This is a genomic window from Streptomyces asoensis, from assembly GCF_016860545.1.
Lineage (GTDB): Bacteria > Actinomycetota > Actinomycetes > Streptomycetales > Streptomycetaceae > Streptomyces > Streptomyces asoensis.
In genome coordinates, this window is record NZ_BNEB01000005.1 from 2,674,657 (window position 1) to 2,690,328 (window position 15,672).

General features: G+C 72.8%; 12 protein-coding genes. 8 read left to right on the forward strand and 4 right to left on the reverse strand.

Annotated features, from left to right (window positions below; all coding sequences use genetic code 11):
* Window positions 1-160 precede the first annotated feature (160 nt).
* The 6 genes from scy to Saso_RS34390 all read left to right on the forward strand — a co-directional run bounded on the left by scy (window position 161) and on the right by Saso_RS34390 (window position 9,314).
* Window positions 161-4,042, forward strand: coding sequence for a polarized growth protein Scy (gene scy, locus Saso_RS34365; protein ID WP_189919634.1), 3,882 nt, complete (start codon window positions 161-163; stop codon window positions 4,040-4,042).
* A 183-nt stretch (window positions 4,043-4,225) separates the two neighbouring features.
* Window positions 4,226-5,164, forward strand: a complete 939-nt coding sequence (locus tag Saso_RS34370) for a coiled-coil domain-containing protein (RefSeq protein WP_079659495.1) — start codon at window positions 4,226-4,228, stop codon at window positions 5,162-5,164.
* A gap of 85 nt (window positions 5,165-5,249) precedes the next feature.
* Window positions 5,250-6,236, forward strand: coding sequence for an ABC transporter ATP-binding protein (locus tag Saso_RS34375; protein ID WP_189919636.1), 987 nt, complete (start codon window positions 5,250-5,252; stop codon window positions 6,234-6,236).
* Window positions 6,236-7,006 carry an ABC transporter permease gene (locus Saso_RS34380; protein ID WP_189920487.1) on the forward strand — a complete coding sequence of 257 codons (771 nt, stop codon included), beginning with the start codon at window positions 6,236-6,238 and terminating at the stop codon, window positions 7,004-7,006. Before Saso_RS34375 ends, Saso_RS34380 begins: the two co-directional genes overlap by 1 nt.
* 110 nt (window positions 7,007-7,116) lie before the next feature.
* Complete coding sequence (locus Saso_RS34385; RefSeq protein WP_189919638.1) at window positions 7,117-8,436, forward strand: ABC transporter ATP-binding protein; 1,320 nt, start codon at window positions 7,117-7,119, stop codon at window positions 8,434-8,436.
* Window positions 8,433-9,314: an ABC transporter permease subunit gene (locus Saso_RS34390; RefSeq protein WP_189919640.1), complete on the forward strand. Its 882-nt coding sequence runs from the start codon at window positions 8,433-8,435 to the stop codon at window positions 9,312-9,314. The genes Saso_RS34385 and Saso_RS34390 overlap by 4 nt, the downstream gene beginning before the upstream one ends.
* A 16-nt stretch (window positions 9,315-9,330) precedes the next feature.
* On the opposite strand, the gene Saso_RS34395 is transcribed toward Saso_RS34390, so the two are convergent.
* Entirely contained in the window at window positions 9,331-9,663 is a 333-nt protein-coding gene (locus Saso_RS34395; protein WP_189919642.1) for an ATP/GTP-binding protein, read from the reverse strand.
* Between the two features lie 223 nt (window positions 9,664-9,886).
* On the opposite strand from Saso_RS34395, the gene Saso_RS34400 reads away from it, so the two are divergent.
* Entirely contained in the window at window positions 9,887-10,915 is a 1,029-nt protein-coding gene (locus Saso_RS34400) for an LLM class flavin-dependent oxidoreductase (protein WP_189919645.1), read from the forward strand.
* Between the two features lie 83 nt (window positions 10,916-10,998).
* Here Saso_RS34400 and Saso_RS34405 read toward each other — a convergent pair whose 3' ends face one another.
* A complete protein-coding gene (locus Saso_RS34405) occupies window positions 10,999-11,391 on the reverse strand; it encodes an SCO5389 family protein (RefSeq protein ID WP_189919647.1) in 393 nt (130 codons plus the stop codon).
* A 356-nt stretch (window positions 11,392-11,747) separates the two neighbouring features.
* Between Saso_RS34405 and nucS the strand changes: the two genes are divergently transcribed.
* Window positions 11,748-12,419, forward strand: coding sequence for an endonuclease NucS (gene nucS, locus Saso_RS34410; RefSeq protein WP_189919649.1), 672 nt, complete (start codon window positions 11,748-11,750; stop codon window positions 12,417-12,419).
* A gap of 73 nt (window positions 12,420-12,492) precedes the next feature.
* Here nucS and Saso_RS34415 read toward each other — a convergent pair whose 3' ends face one another.
* On the reverse strand, window positions 12,493-15,036 hold the full coding sequence (locus Saso_RS34415) for an ATP-binding protein (protein WP_189919651.1): 2,544 nt from the start codon (window positions 15,034-15,036) through the stop codon (window positions 12,493-12,495).
* A 235-nt stretch (window positions 15,037-15,271) separates the two neighbouring features.
* Window positions 15,272-15,595, reverse strand: a complete 324-nt coding sequence (locus Saso_RS34420) for an STAS domain-containing protein (protein WP_189919653.1) — start codon at window positions 15,593-15,595, stop codon at window positions 15,272-15,274.
* Window positions 15,596-15,672 lie beyond the last annotated feature (77 nt).

Here is a 15,672-nt window from a genome sequence, read left to right on the forward strand (position 1 = left end):
GGCGGCGGGACCCAGCCGGGGTCCGGGTTTCGGGGGACGAGCGTCGGGGCGGCAGCCCATGCTCCGCCGTTGATCTGACACCATTCCCCGGGGGCCCCGTTCGGCGGATGGACGGAGCTCGTTCGGGAAGCTTGCGACCAGGGACGGATGGGACCGCGCAGTGCGGGGCTATGAGAGCCAGGAGCGGGAGCCGGCGGCTGACGTCGACCACCTGACTCGGTTCGAAGCCGAGATGAAGCGGCTGAAGACCGAGCGGGAAAAGGCGATCCAGCATGCCGAGGACCTCGGCTACCAGGTCGAGGTGCTGCGCGCCAAGTTGCACGAGGCGCGGCGCACCATCATGTCCCGGCCCGCCTTCGACGGCGGCGACATCGGGTACCAGGCCGAGCAGTTGCTGCGCAACGCGCAGATGCAGGCCGACCAGCTGCGCCAGGACGCCGAACGGGAGCTGAGCCAGGCCCGGGCGCAGACGCAGCGGATCCTCCAGGAGCACGCCGAGCAGGCGGCCCGGCTCCAGGCCGAGCTGCACCAGGAGGCGGTGGCCCGCCGCCAGCAGCTCGACCAGGAACTGGCGGAGCGCCGGCAGAACGTCGAGTCGCACGTCAACGAGAACGTGGCGTGGGCCGAGCAGTTGCGGGCCCGCACCGAGGCGCAGGCCCGCCGGCTGCTCGACGAGTCGCGCGCCGAGGCCGAACAGGCCCTGACGGCCGCACGCGCCGAGGCCGAACGGGTGGCCGCGGAAGCCCGCCAGCGTCTCCAGGCCGACGCCGAGGCGACCCGCGCGGAGGCCGAGCAGCTGCTGCTGCGGGCCCGCACGGACGCCGAACGGCTGCTGAACGCCGCCTCCAGCCAGGCGCAGGAGGCCAGCGACCACGCCGAGCAGCTGCGCACCTCCACCGCCACGGAGTCCGACGCGGCCCGCCGCCAGGCCGGTGAGCTCAGCCGCGCCGCCGAGCAGCGCATGTCCGAGGCCGAGGAGGCGCTGCGCAAGGCGCAGGCCGAGGCCGACAAGGTGCTCACCGAGGCGAAGGCCGCCGCCGAGAAGGCGCTCGCCGGCGCTGAGTCCACCAACGAGCAGCGCACCCGTACGGCGAAGGAGCAGGTCGCCCGGCTGGTCAGCGAGGCCACCAAGGAGGCCGAGACCACCAAGGCGGACGCCGAGCAGGTCGTGGCCGACGCCCGCGCCGAGGCGGAGAAGATCGTCGCGGAGGCCTCGGAGAAGGCCCGCACGCTCACCGCCGAGGAGAGCGCCACCCAGCTGTCGAAGGCGGCGAAGACCGCCGAGGACGTCCTCAACAAGGCGCAGGAGGACGCGCAGAACACCACCAAGGCGGCCGCCGAGGAGGCCGAGCGGATCCGCCGCGAGGCGGAGACCGAGGCGGACCGGCTGCGCGCCGAGGCGCACGACATCGCCGAGCAGCTCAAGGGGTCGGCGAAGGACGACACCAAGGAGTACCGCGCCAAGACGGTCGAGCTCCAGGAGGAGGCCCGCCGGCTGCGCGGCGAGGCCGAGCAGCTGCGCGCCGACGCAGTCGGCGAGGGCGAGAAGATCCGCGCGGAGGCCCGCAAGGAGGCCGTCCAGCAGATCGAGGAGGCGGCCAGGACCGCCGAGGAGCTGCTGTCCAAGGCGAAGGCCGACGCGGACGAGCTGCGCCAGAAGGCCACCTCGGACAGCGAGAAGGTGCGCACCGAGGCCATCGAGCGCGCCACCACGCTGCGCCGGCAGGCCGAGGAGACCCTGGAGCGCACCCGCGCGGAGGCCGAGCGCTCCCGCGAGGAGGCGGTGGAGCTCGCCGAGACCATCACCTCCAACGCCGAGCAGGCCGCGCTCGAACTGCGCGAGGAGACCGAGCGCGGGGTCGAGGCCCGGCAGGCGGAGGCAGCCGAGGAGCTGACCCGGCTGCACACGGAGGCGGAGGCACGGCTCGCCTCCGCCGAGCAGGCGCTGACCGACGCGCGCGAGGAGGCCGCCCGGATCCGCCGCGAGGCCGGCGAGGAGACCGAGCGGCTGCGCTCGGAGGCCGCCGAGCGGATCCGTACGCTCCAGCAGCAGGCGGGCACCGAGGCGGACCGGATCCGCGACGAGGCCGCCGCCGACGCATCCGCCTCGCGCGCCGAGGGCGAGGCCGTCGCCGTACGGCTGCGTTCCGAGGCCGCTGCCGAGGCGGAGCGGCTGAAGTCGGAGGCGCAGGACACCGCCGACCGGGTACGCGCCGAGGCGCAGGCCGCGGCCGAGCGGCTGGCCACGGAGGCGTCCGAGACGCTGGCCGCCGCCCAGGAGGAGGCGCTGCGGCGCCGCCGCGAGGCCGAGGAGCTGCTCGGTTCCGCGCGCCAGGAGGCCGACCAGGAGCGGGAGCAGGCCCGCCGGCAGAGCGAGGAGCTGCTGGCCTCGGCGCGCAAGCGCGTGGAGGAGGCGCAGACCGAGGCCGTCCGGCTGGTCGAGGAGGCCGACCGGCGCGCGAACGAGATGGTGTCCGCGGCCGAGCAGCACGCGCAGCAGGTCCGGGAGTCCGTGGCCGGGCTGCACGAGCAGGCGCAGGACGAGATCAACGGGCTGCGTTCCGCCGCCGAGCACGCGGCCGAGCGCACCCGGCGCGAGGCGGAGGAGGAGGCGGACCGGGTCCGCTCCGACGCCTACGCGGTGCAGGAGCGGGCCGCCGAGGACGCCAACCGGGTCCGGCGCGAGGCGAGCGAGGCCGCGGATGCCGCGCAGGCGCTGGCCGAGCAGACCATGGCCGAGGCGATCGCGGAGGCGGAGCGGCTGCGCTCGGAGGCGTCCGCGCACGCCCAGCGGGTGCGCACCGAGGCGTCGGACGCCATCGCCCAGGCCGACCAGGACGCGTCGCGCACCCGGGCGGACGCCCGGGACGACGCGAACCGCATCCGTTCGGACGCCGCGACGCAGGCGGACACCCTCATCACCGAGGCCCGCAACGAGGCGGAGCGGCTCCAGACGGAGACGATCGCGGAGGCCGAGCGGCTCCACTCCGAGACGGTCACGGAGGCGGAGCGGCTGCGCGCCGAGTCGGTCGCCAAGGCGGAGAAGCTGATCTCGGACGCCGCCGGGGACGCGGAGCGGCTGCGCGCCGAGGCCGCCGAGACGGTGGGCACCGCGCAGCAGCACGCCGAGCGGATGCGCGCCGACGCCGAGCGGGTCAGGACCGACGCGGCGGCGGAGGCCGACCGGCTGATGAGCGTGGCCCGCGAGGAGGCCGACTCCACGCTGGACGAGGCCCGCAAGGAGGCCAACAAGCGGCGCTCCGAGGCGGCCGAGCAGGTCGACACCCTCATCACGGAGACGGCGGCCGAGGCGGACAAGCTCCTCACGGAGGCGCAGCAGCAGGCGCAGAAGACGACGGCGGACGCGGAGGCACAGGCCGACTCGATGGTCGGCGCGGCCCGCAGCGAGGCCGAGCGGCTGGTGTCCGAGGCGACGGTCGAGGGCAACTCGCGGGTGGAGAAGGCCCGTACGGACGCGGACGAGCTGCTGGTCGGCGCCCGTCGGGACGCGACCGCCATAAGGGAGCGGGCGGAGGAGCTGCGCGACCGCATCACGACCGAGATCGAGGCGCTGCACGAGCGGGCCCGCCGTGAGGCCGCCGAGACGATGAGGTCGACCGGCGACCGCTGCGACGCGCTCATCAAGGCGGCCGAGGAACAGCTCGCCAAGGCGCAGGCGAAGGCGAAGGAGCTGGTGTCGGACGCCAATTCCGAGGCCGGCAAGGTCCGCATCGCCGCCGTGAAGAAGGCCGAGGGGCTGCTCAAGGAGGCGGAGCAGAAGAAGGCGACGCTCGTGCGTGAGGCCGAGGAGCTCAAGGCCGAGGCGATCCGCGAGGCGCGCCGCACCGTCGAGGAGGGCAAGCGCGAGCTGGAGGTCCTGGTGCGCCGGCGTGAGGACATCAACGCCGAGATCTCGCGGGTGCAGGACGTGCTGGAGGCGCTGGAGTCGTTCGAGATCCCGACCGGGGGCAAGGACGGGGGCGTCAAGGCGAGCGCGGCGATCGGGGCGCCCCGGTCGGGCGGGAAGGCGTCGGACGGCTAGCGGAATGTGTGAATTGCGTTAAAGTCTGGCGTCTTTGACCGGACCTTTGGCAAGCGGTCTGCGGCTCAGCCACCCAAAAGGGGTGTCATTCTCCAGATCAAACACGTATACGCTCGATGACACACCGTTCAGGGCCCTAGGATTCCACCTATCACCTCACCGGTCTCATTCGACAGGAACCCCATGAGCGACACTTCCCCCTACGGCTTCGAGCTTGTGCGGCGTGGATACGACCGCGCTCAGGTGGACGAACGCATCTCGAAGCTCGTCTCCGACCGTGACAGCGCTCTGGCTCGTATCACTGCTCTGGAAAAGCGCATCGAGGAGCTGCACCTCGAGACGCAGAACGCCCAGGCCCAGGTGAGCGACGCCGAGCCGTCGTACGCCGGTCTCGGCGCGCGTGTCGAGAAGATCCTCCGCCTCGCCGAGGAAGAGGCCAAGGACCTGCGCGAGGAGGCCCGCCGCGCCGCGGAGCAGCACCGGGAGCTCGCCGAGTCGGCGGCCCAGCAGGTGCGCAACGACGCGGAGTCGTTCGCCGCCGAGCGCAAGGCCAAGGCGGAGGACGAGGGCGTCCGGATCGTCGAGAAGGCCAAGAGCGACGCGTCGCAGCTGCGTTCCGAGGCGCAGAAGGACGCGCAGTCGAAGCGTGAGGAGGCGGACGCCCTCTTCGAGGAGACCCGCGCCAAGGCCGCGCAGGCCGCCGCCGACTTCGAGACCAACCTCGCCAAGCGCCGCGAGCAGTCGGAGCGGGACCTGGCCTCGCGTCAGCAGAAGGCGGAGAAGCGTCTCGCCGAGATCGAGCACCGCGCGGAGCAGCTGCGTCTGGAGGCGGAGAAGCTGCGCACCGACGCCGAGCGTCGCGCCCGTCAGACCGTCGAGACGGCGCAGCGCCAGGCCGAGGACATCGTGGCGGACGCCAACGCCAAGGCCGACCGCATCCGTTCCGAATCCGAGCGCGAGCTGGCGGCCCTGACCAACCGCCGCGACTCGATCAACGCCCAGCTGACGAACGTCCGCGAGATGCTCGCCACGCTGACCGGTGCCGCGGTGGCCGCGGCCGGCACGCCGTCCACGGACGACGAGCCGATCTCCCGCGGGGTCCCGGCGCAGCAGTCCCGGTAACGCCCGGGGGTACGTCGCCCGAACATCGGTGAAGCCCTTTGCCACTCCGGTGGCAGAGGGCTTTGCCGCGTTCTAGCGTGGCCGCATGATCGAGCTGTCGGGGCTGACCAAGCGGTACGGCGAGAAGGTCGCGGTGAACAACCTGACCTTCACCGTCAGACCGGGCATCGTCACGGGCTTCCTCGGTCCCAACGGCGCGGGCAAGTCCACCACGATGCGGATGATGCTCGGTCTGGACCGGCCGACCGCGGGGGACGTCCGGATCGACGGGCAGCACTACGACCGGCTGAAGGACCCGCTGAAGTACATCGGGGCCCTGCTGGACGCCAAGGCCATGCACGGGGGGCGCAGCGCCTTCAACCATCTGCTGTGCCTGGCGCAGAGCAACGGCATCCCGAAGAGCCGGGTGCACGAGGTGCTGGACACCGTGGGGCTCACCTCCGTGGCGAGGAAGAAGGCCAAGGGGTTCTCGCTCGGCATGGGCCAGCGGCTGGGCATCGCGGGGGCGCTCCTCGGCGACCCGCGGATCCTGATGTTCGACGAGCCGGTGAACGGCCTCGACCCCGAGGGCATCCACTGGATCCGCAACCTGATGAAATCGCTGGCCGCCCAGGGCCGGACCGTGTTCGTCTCCTCCCACCTGATGAGCGAGATGGCGCTGACCGCCGATCACCTCGTCGTCATCGGTCAGGGCCGGCTGCTCGCCGACACCTCGATGGCCGACTTCATCGCGCAGAACTCGCGCTCGTTCGTCCGTATCCGCACCCCGCAGCGGGAGCGGCTGCTCGACGTGCTGCGCGGTGCCGGGTTCCTCGTCGTCGAGACGGGCAGCGGGGTGCTGGAGGTGGACGACGGCAAGTCCGAGCACATCGGGGAGCTGGCCGCGCAGCACCAGATCGTGCTGCACGAGCTGAGTCCCCAGCGGGCTTCCCTGGAGGAGGCGTTCATGCAGCTGACCGCGGAGTCGGTCGAGTACCACGCGCACGCCGGGGCGGATGCGGGCGCACCAGCGGACCCGCCGCCCGCGGGACCTCCGCAGCCGTGGGGCGACGACTGGACGAGGAGCCGATGATGGCGGCGACCCAGGTCATCCGGTCCGAGTGGACCAAGATCCGGTCGGTGGCGTCCACCGTGTGGACGCTCTCCCTCGCCGTGATCGTCACCATCGCCCTCGGCATGCTGATCTCGGCGCTGTCGCGGCACGAGTTCGACGACATGAGCCGCAACGACCGGCTCTCCTTCGACCCGACCTTCATCAGCTTCGCCGGGATGAGCCTCGGCCAGCTCGCCATGATCGTGTTCGGGGTGCTGGTGGTGTCGAACGAGTACAGCACCGGCATGATCCGCACGTCGCTGGCCGCGGTGCCCCAGCGCGGCACCTTCCTGTTCAGCAAGATCGCGGTGGCCACCGGGCTCGCGCTGGTGGTCGGGCTCGCCACCAGTTTCGTCACGTTCTTCCTGGGGCAGGCCATGCTCGGCTCCCACCGGGCGTCGATCGGGGACAGCGGGGTCCTGCGGGCGGTCATCGGCGGCGGTCTGTACATGACGCTCATCGCGGTGTTCTCGATGGGTGTGGCCACGATGCTGCGCTCGCCGATGCTGTCGCTCGGCATCCTGATGCCGTTCTTCTTCCTGATCTCCAACATCCTCGGCAACGTCTCGGCGACGAAGAAGATCGGCCGGTATCTGCCCGACCAGGCCGGCAGCAAGATCATGCGGGTGGTCACGCCGATCGACGACGACACCCCCTACGGGCCCTGGGGCGGGTTCGCCATCATGGCGCTGTGGGCCCTCGCGGCGCTCGCCGGCGGCTACCTCCTGCTGAAGAAACGCGACGCGTAACGCTTTGGGCTTTGCTTTCATTTGAGCGGAACCGTCAGCGCCCCGATATCCTCCTAACCCTTACGGGGGCGTGTGCCCTGCTGTCCTGAACCTTTCGATGGGTGCGGAGCATGATCGAAGCAGTCGGCCTGACCAAGCGCTACGGCGACAAGACCGCTGTGTACAACCTTTCCTTCCAGGTGCGGCCCGGTGCGGTCACCGGCTTCCTCGGGCCCAACGGCTCGGGCAAGTCGACGACGATGCGGATGATCCTGGGCCTGGACAACCCGACCGCCGGGACGGTGACGATCGGCGGCTACCCGTACCGCAAGCTGCCGAACGCCGCCCGCCAGGTGGGCGCCCTGCTGGACGCCAAGGCGGTGCACGGCGGCCGGCACGCGCGCAACCACCTGCTCAGCCTGGCCCAGCTGTCCGGGATCCCGGCCCGGCGGGTCGACGAGGTGCTCGGTGTCGTCGGACTCCAGGACGTGGCGCGCAAGCGCTCCAAGGGCTTCTCCCTCGGCATGGGCCAGCGGCTCGGCATCGCGGCCGCGCTGCTCGGCGACCCTCAGGTGCTGCTCTTCGACGAGCCGGTCAACGGCCTCGACCCGGAGGGCATCCTCTGGGTGCGCAACCTCATGAAGTCGCTGGCCGCCGAGGGCCGCACGGTGTTCGTCTCCTCCCACCTCATGAGCGAGATGGCGGTGACCGCCGATCACCTGATCGTCATCGGGCGCGGCCAGCTGCTCTCCGACATGAGCGTGACCGACTTCATCTCGGCCAACTCCGCCGACTTCGCGCGGGTGCGCACCCCGCACACCGAGCCCTCGCTGCGCGAGAAGCTGGCCTCCGCGCTCACCGAGGCGGGCGGTCACGTGCTCCCCGAGCAGGACGGCGCGCTGCGGGTGACCGGGCTGCCGCTGCCGCGCATCAGCGACATCGCTCACGAGGCGGACGTCCGCCTGTGGGAGCTGTCCCCGCACCAGGCCTCCCTGGAGGAGGCGTACATGCGGATGACGCAGGGCGCCGTCGACTACCGGTCCACCATCGACCAGAAGGCCGGCCTCCAGCAGCAGCCGCCGCCGGGCGCGCAGCCGCCCATGCCGGTCCCGGGCCAGGGCCAGCCGGGCTGGTACGCCCCGCCGCCCCCGCAGCACTCCGGTTACGGGCACCCGCAGCCGGCCCAGGCGCCTCCGGGGGCCTCCTACGGGGCGTACGGCGCCCCCGGAGCGCCCGCGGCGGCTCCCGGCCCGAACGGTGCCAACCCGTACGCCCAGGCACCCGCACAGGCGCCGGCCCAGCCGCCGGCCCCGGCCGCACCGGCACCCCAGGCCCCGGCAGCCGCACCGGCGCCGGAAGCCGCCGGGACCGCGGACCAGGCCCCGTCCGCGCCCGCCGCGCCCGTTCCCGCCCCCGACGCCGCCCCGACCAAGTCCGAGGACGCCCGATGAGCACCCCGCAGCACCCCTCGCCGCAGGCCGCGCCCGCCTGGCAGACGGCGCCCGGCCCCTCGTACGCCCCGGCCGGTCCCGCCTACACCTCGCCGATCCCGATCGTGCGCACGCACCTGGGCCACGCCGTCACCTCGGAGTGGACCAAGATCCGGTCGGTGCGTTCCACGATGTGGACGCTGGGTGTCTTCGTCCTGCTGGTCGTCGGCATCGGCCTGCTCGCCGGAGCCGTCGTCGCCGCGAACGCCTCCCCCAGTGACCTGGAGGGCGAGACCGCCCTGTCGTTCGGCTTCTTCGGGCTGCTCCTGGGCACCATGTGCGTCATGACGCTCGGCGTGCTGACCACGGCCTCCGAGTACGGCACCGGCATGATCCGGACGACGATGGTGGCCTGCCCCTCGCGCGGCCGGGTCCTCGCCGCGAAGGCCGTCGTGTTCTTCGCCGTCGCCTTCGTCGTCACCCTGGTGTCCTCGGGCTTCGTCGCCCTGGTGCACGTGGGCATGCTGGGCGACGCCCGGCAGCCGAACGGCGAGGAGTGGCTCAAGGCCACCTTCGGCGTCTCCCTCTACGTCGCGCTGCTCGGGCTGATCTCGCTCGCCGTCGGCTCGATCATCCGGCACTCGGCCGGCGCCATCACCATCATGATCGGCGTCCTGCTGGCCCCGCTGGTCATCGCGATCTTCATGTTCTCGTCCTCGCTGGAGGACCTGCGCCAGGCCCTCTTCGAGTACTCCATCCCCAACCAGCTGAGCGTGTTCTACTCCACCTCGCTCAGCGACAGCGGCCCGAGCGGCTGGGACCCGCTGTGGATCGCGCTCGGCGCGACCGCCGTGGTGCTGGGCGCCGCCTTCGCCCTGCTGGAGAAGCGCGACGTCTGAGCCGCTGGGGCACGCCCTAGAACTTCGGCGCGTTACGGGACCGCCGCACCCCCGGGGTGCGGCGGTCCCGTGCGTTCCAGCACGCCTTGTGCCAGTGCCGGCGGTCGTCGACGCCGGCGTGCTCGGGCCAGGCGACGACGTGCGGGACGCCGTCCGGGATGAGCTGGTCGCATCCGGGGCACCGGTACGCCTTGCCCTGCGCGCTCGCGCCCGCCACGTGCCGCACGCTCCACTGCTCGCCCTGCCAGCTCTCCCCGGACTGCCAGCCGCCGTAGCGGCTGTCGCGGTCGTCCTCGGCGCTCCGGCCGGACGAGCCCTCACCCTTGGGTCGGTTGCGGCGCGGGGACACGGGACACCTCACGGGGCTATACAGGAAGCAGGGTTCGTGCTCCAGCCTACGCGGCGCGGACACGGGTACTCATAGGGCAGCGATCCCCACAAGTCGCCCTCCCGGACGTCCCATTCTCCAGACAATCCGCAAATCTCTCCGCCAGGCCGTGTCCTCGGCACGTGTCAGACGGTTATGCCGGGTGGGGGAGCTCCGTGTCGGAGCCAAGGAAGCAGGAAAGTCCATGCGCGTTGGAAGTTTCGTCTTGGGAGCCCAGTTCCCCGGCCAGGGTCAGGGCGAGGCACTGCACCGTGCGGTGCGCTCGGCCGAGGTGGCCGAGGAAGCGGGCCTCGACTCGGTCTGGCTGGCCGAGCACCACTTCGTGCCGTACGGCACATGCCCTTCGGCGGTCACGCTCGCCGCCCTGCTGCTGGGCCGCACCCGCCGGATCCGGGTGGGCACCGCGGTCAGCGTACTGCCCACGGTCCACCCCGTGGCCCTCGGGGAACAGGCCGCGCTGCTGCACCTGACGAGCGGCGGCCGCTTCTCGCTGGGCGTGGGGCGCGGCGGACCCTGGGTCGACCTGGAGGTGTTCGGGTCGGGCCTGGAGGCGTACGAACAGGGCTTCCCGGAATCACTCGATCTGCTGGTGCGCTGGCTGCGCGAACCCTCGGTGGGCGCCGACGGCGAGCGCTTCCGCTTCCGTGAAGTCCCCGTGGTGCCCAGGCCGTCGGAGGCGCTGACGGAGACGCCGGGGCCGGAGGTCGTCGTCGCGTGCACCTCACCGGCGAGCGTCCGCCTGGCCGCCGAGCGCGGGTTGCCGATGCTTCTCGGGATGCACGTGGGGGACGAGGAGAAGGCCGAGATGGTCTCCCTGTGGCGCCGGCACGCGCGCGCGGCCGGGCGGTCCGGGGACGAGATCCGGGACGCGGCCCATGTCTCGGCCGGCGTCTGCCAGATCGCGGACCGGCGCACGGACGCGGTGGAGACCCTGGTGAAGTCGATGCCGGGCTGGCTGCGGCAGGGACTCGACGCGCATGTGACCGTGGACGGTCGGCCCCGCTCCATGCGGGACCCGGTGGCGTACACCGAACTGCTCTGCGGGCTGCACCCGGTGGGCACCCCGCGGCTGTGCGCCGACCGGCTCGCGGCGACCGGCGAGCGGACCGGCATCTCCCGCTTCGCCCTGCTGGTCGAGGGCTCGGGCGACCTCGCGGCCACCGAGGAGAACGTACGGCGGCTGGGCTCGGAGGTGCTCCCCCACCTCCGGTGAACAGCCCAGCCGTCCGCGGGGCCTGCCGCTCCCGTACTGATGGAACCTCCCGCGTCAGGAGCGGCAGGCGACAGGCTCACGTGTCAGCAGTCCCGGAATTCCGGGGACTGGTTCAGCACCTGGCTACGGACCGAGGTGAAGCGGGCGAGCTTCTCGTCGACGGCCGGCTCCAGCGGGAACACCGCCACCCGGTGGCAGTTCTGGAAGGCCAGCCGTACACCGAAGTGCCGCTGGAGCGCGCCGCGTATGGCGTCGCTCGCGAGCGCGCGCAGCAGCTGCCCGCGTGCCTGCTCGTCCGGCGGGGGCGTCTGGTTGTCGGCGAAGTCCGCGCCGTCCACCTTCAGCTGTGCCACCAGGGAGCTGACCATCTCCCATGCGTAGGGCAGGGAGGTCCGGACGCAGTCGACGAATTCTGCTTCGTCGACCTCGCCTCGCTCGGCCTGTTCGAGTAGGGCCGGTGAGACGTCGAGCGACATGGGTACTCCTCTCGCACCCCCGGAACAACAGGGGTTGCCGGACAGGGAAAGGGAGTTCGCGCGCCGAAACACCGCACACGCTGAGTACACGCATCGCGACCTCCCGTTCACTACGGTAGGCAACGGACCGTGACCGCACCAGGAGAATGGGCACATAGGGAACCCCTATTGGGCACACAATCGGCCACGGTCGATCCACTGCCGAACGATCTTTTTCCCGTCCGAAAGGGGCGGGTCCGCAGGGTCCCCGGAGGCCGTGGTGGCCCGTGACGCCGCCGGGGCGAGGGCGGCGGCGGTGCGCGGGGGAGGGTGGGGGAATCGCGTGCGCGGCGGCGCGTCGGATAGCGTTGCGGACCATGCGTCTCGTCATCGCCCGGTGCTCCGTGGACTACGCCGGCCGGCTCACCGCCCACCTCCCGTCCGCCCCTCGCCTGATCCTGGTGAAGGCGGACGGCAGCGTCTCGATCCACGCGGACGACCGGGCCTACAAGCCCCTGAACTGGATGTCGCCGCCCTGCACCCTGAAGGAGGGTACGGGCGACGAGGAAGGCGTCTGGACCGTCGTCAACAAGGGCGGAGAGAAGCTCATCATCACGATGGAGGAGATCCTCCACGACTCGTCGCACGAACTCGGCGTCGATCCCGGCCTGATCAAGGACGGCGTGGAAGCGCACCTCCAGGAACTGCTCGCCGACCGCATCGAGATCCTCGGGGAGGGCTACACCCTCGTCCGCCGCGAGTACATGACGGCCATCGGCCCGGTCGACATCCTGTGCCGGGACGCCGCGGGGCAGACCGTCGCGGTGGAGATCAAGCGGCGCGGCGAGATCGACGGCGTCGAGCAACTCACGCGCTATCTGGAGCTGTTGAACCGCGACCCGCATCTCGCCCCGGTCCGCGGGGTGTTCGCGGCCCAGGAGATCAAGCCGCAGGCCCGCGTCCTCGCCACGGACCGCGGCATCGGCTGCCAGGTCCTGGACTACGACGCGATGCGGGGCATCGAGGACGACAAGCTGCGGCTCTTCTGACCCACGGTCCGCCCCTGACGTGAAGGGCCGGGTTCCCACGCGGGAACCCGGCCCTTCACGTATGCCCCGGGGCTCAGATCACCTCGTCCGGCGAGGAGGGTGCGGTGTCCACCGTGCTCGGCGACACCGGGGCGGCGGAGGTGGTGCCGCTGGCCGAGGTTCCGGCCGACGGGCCTCCGGTGGAGGGCGTGGACGGGTCGCCCGTGGGGGTCGTCGGGTCCTCCGTGGGCGTCGAGGGCTCGTCCGTGGGCGTCGAGGGCTCGCCGGTCGGCGTCGTCGACGGCCTGGACGACGTACTCGACGACGAAGGCCTCGGGGTACCCGACGGCTGCCCGTCGCCCGGTCCCTGCGAGCTGCTCGGCTCCGAGGACGGCCGGGCCTCCCCCGTGGCCGTCGGGTCGTCCGGGGTGCCCATCGTGCCGTCCGGGCCCGGGTCCGTCGGCCTGCTGGTCGCCTCCCCCGTGTCGGCGGAGCCGCTGTCGTCGCCCGGGGCGTCCGACTCCAGGCCTCCGTCGTCCGGGCCGGTGCTGCTGGAGGGGCTGACGCCGACCCGGTCCGACGGGTCGTTGGCGTCGTTGTTGGAGGTCGCGCCGAGCGTCACGACCGTGCCCAGCACGGCGACGAGCAGCGCGCCCGCGCCCGCCGCGACGAGGTTGCGCTTGGCGAGGCTCTTCAGGCCGCCCCGGTTGTGGCGGACCGGCGGGCCGGCGGGCTCCCGGCGGCCGACGACAGTCGGGGCCTCCGGCGGGTACGTCGGCAGCGCCGCCTGGATGCCGCGCGGCGGGGACGCCGACTCCTCGTGGCGCGCTTCGGGCACCTCCTCGCCGGCCGTCGCCACCGCCAGGCCGGGCACGTCCCCGGAGCGGTCGGCGACCAGGGCGAGGGCGCGGCGGCCGGTGACGGTGCCGCGCTTGTCGGCGATCGCCCCGCGCAGGGCGAGGGAGGCCTCCAGTTCGGAGCGGGCCCGGTCGAGCTGTCCGCCGCACAGGGCGAGGACGCCCAGCTCGTGGTGGAAGTAGGCGCGGTCGGCCGACTCACCGGCGAGACGGGCCGCTTCGGCGCCCTCGTGCAGGGCGGTCTCCCAGGCGCTCCAGTGCAGGCCCGCGGCGAAGGCGGGGGCGGCGGTGCGGGCGAGCCGGACGGAGGTGGCCTCCTCGTCCTCGCCGGGCCGGGTGGTGGCGGGGACGATCACGGTGAGGGCGGCGAGCAGGGCGTCGGCCTCCGCGCAGACCCGCTCGGGAGTGACCGAGGGGTGCCCGGCCCACCAGGCGTAGTGCTGCGCGGCGGTCCGGGCGCGCTCCTCGGCGTCGTCGGCGTATCCGGCGGCCTCCAGCTGGGTCCCGACACCGGCGGCGAGCCGGTAGCGGGTGCCGACCGGGGAGACGAGTCCGCAGGCGGCCAGTTCACCGAGGGCGGCGTCGGCGTGGGTGTCGCCGACCAGTGCGGGCAGGTGGGCCTGGTGCGGCACCTCGCCGTCCAGGGCGACGGCGAAGCGCAGGGTGGCGCGGGCGCTGGCGCTGAGCCGGGCGGCGAGCAGCGGGGCGGGGGCGGCGGCCTCGCCGAGCGAGGGCAACGGTATCTCCTCCGCCTCACCGGCTCCGGCGAGCCCGTCGACGGTCTCGGTGAACGGGCGGGCGTCCTCGAAGACGCCGAACGCGTCGACCGCGTCGGCACCGGCCCGCAGCCGGTCGCGCTGGGCGAGCAGAGCGCCGGCCTGGACGAACCGCAGCGGCAGGCCCTCGGACTCGAACCACAGGTCGCCGGCCCAGTTGGCCTCCTCCTCGGTGAGGACGCGGCCGACGCCGTTCTCGATCACCTCGACGCCGCCCGCGCGGTCCAGCCCGCTGAGCGTGACCTCCTCGACGGCGGAGTCCGCGGAGGGCAGCGGGGTGTCGGGGGTCGCGCCGAGCAGGAAGGCGCACTCGGGGGTGGCGTCCAGCAGTTCGTCGAGGGCCGGGCCGCCGAGGTCGAGGTCGTCGACCACGACGACCGCGCCGATCTCGCGGACGAGAGCCCGCAGGTCGTCGTCGGCCGGACGGTGCCGAGGGGCGTCGTACACGGCGTGGAAGAGGTCGCCGAGCAGGTCGGTGGTGGTGCGGCGGAAGCCGGTGAGGCGGACGACGCCGTCGGGGGCGAGGTCCTCGCAGTCCTCGGCGACGAGGTCGAGGAGGCTGGTGCGGCCGGAGCCGGCCGGACCGGTGAGCCGGACGGAGCGGCCCCGGGCCAGCAGTCTGACCAGCTGCTCGCGTTCGTCCTGACGGCCCTGGAGCGGGCGCGCGGGCCGGGCGGGTCCGGCGGGGGCGGGCGGCCGGGCGGCGCGTTCGGCCTCGGCCCGCTGTTCGGGAGTGCGCTTGACGGGGCGCTCGGGTATCTCCCCCGCGCCCTCGGCCGCGCCCGGGCCTACGGGATTGCCGGGCGGGCGGAGTTCTATCTCGCTGCCGTCGACCGGGTTGACCGTGAGCAGGTGTTCGCCGACGACGAGCCGCACGGTGCGCGCCAGGGCCGGCGCCTGCTGGCCGAAGTCGGGTGCGAGGGGGTCCCTGGACGGGCGCGGGCGCGGCACGGTGCCTTCGTCGTCCTGGCCGTACTCCTCGGGTCCCCGGGTGTTCGGGTCCATAGGTCCAAGCCCCCCAAAAGCGTCGTGTGGCGGTAGCCCCTCCCGGCCTTGCTGCACACTGCGCTGTCGCTTCTGGTCCGGTACCCGCTCTGGGTCGAGGGCGGCGGGCAGACGAACCGTAAACCTTCGCACAGTATCTACGACAGCCCGGGGTGCCGGGCCGCCCGAAGCGTCACAGTCTCGTGAGGATTGCGCCCGTCGCACGATTTCCGCCGCAGGCCACACGCCCCGCCGGTCACACCCGGGGCAGGGACTCCACGCCGATGCCGCCCTCGATCGCGAGGATCCGGTGCAGGCGGGTGGCCACCAGGAGGCGTTGCATCTGCGGAGGAACCCCGCGCAGCACCAGACGCCGGCCGCACCGCCCGGCCCGTCGGTGGACGCCCATGATGACGCCGAGTCCGGTGGCGTCCCAGGAGTCCAGCTCGGACAGGTCGAGCACCAGGTCGCCGGCGCCGTCGTCCACGGCCGCGTGCAGGGCCGTACGGGCGTCCGCCGCGCTGCGGACGTCGAGGCGGCCCCCGACGACCAGCTCTACGTGGTCGCCCCTGATGTGCATAGCGCTCCCCTAAGCGTGCGTCTCGTGCTCCGCGGTGTGGTGTCCGGTGTTGCATCCTCTGACTGCGTGAAGCGGCC

Coding starts and splice junctions, on each gene's coding strand:
- Saso_RS34390 (WP_189919640.1), top strand. CDS start 8,433: ATGAGCACCCCGCAGCACCCCTCGCCGCAGGCCGCGCCCGCCTGGCAG.
- Saso_RS34400 (WP_189919645.1), top strand. CDS start 9,887: ATGCGCGTTGGAAGTTTCGTCTTGGGAGCCCAGTTCCCCGGCCAGGGT.
- Saso_RS34375 (WP_189919636.1), top strand. CDS start 5,250: ATGATCGAGCTGTCGGGGCTGACCAAGCGGTACGGCGAGAAGGTCGCG.
- Saso_RS34370 (WP_079659495.1), top strand. CDS start 4,226: ATGAGCGACACTTCCCCCTACGGCTTCGAGCTTGTGCGGCGTGGATAC.
- Saso_RS34405 (WP_189919647.1), bottom strand. CDS start 11,391: ATGTCGCTCGACGTCTCACCGGCCCTACTCGAACAGGCCGAGCGAGGC.
- Saso_RS34380 (WP_189920487.1), top strand. CDS start 6,236: ATGGCGGCGACCCAGGTCATCCGGTCCGAGTGGACCAAGATCCGGTCG.
- nucS (WP_189919649.1), top strand. CDS start 11,748: ATGCGTCTCGTCATCGCCCGGTGCTCCGTGGACTACGCCGGCCGGCTC.
- Saso_RS34415 (WP_189919651.1), bottom strand. CDS start 15,036: ATGGACCCGAACACCCGGGGACCCGAGGAGTACGGCCAGGACGACGAA.
- Saso_RS34420 (WP_189919653.1), bottom strand. CDS start 15,595: ATGCACATCAGGGGCGACCACGTAGAGCTGGTCGTCGGGGGCCGCCTC.
- Saso_RS34385 (WP_189919638.1), top strand. CDS start 7,117: ATGATCGAAGCAGTCGGCCTGACCAAGCGCTACGGCGACAAGACCGCT.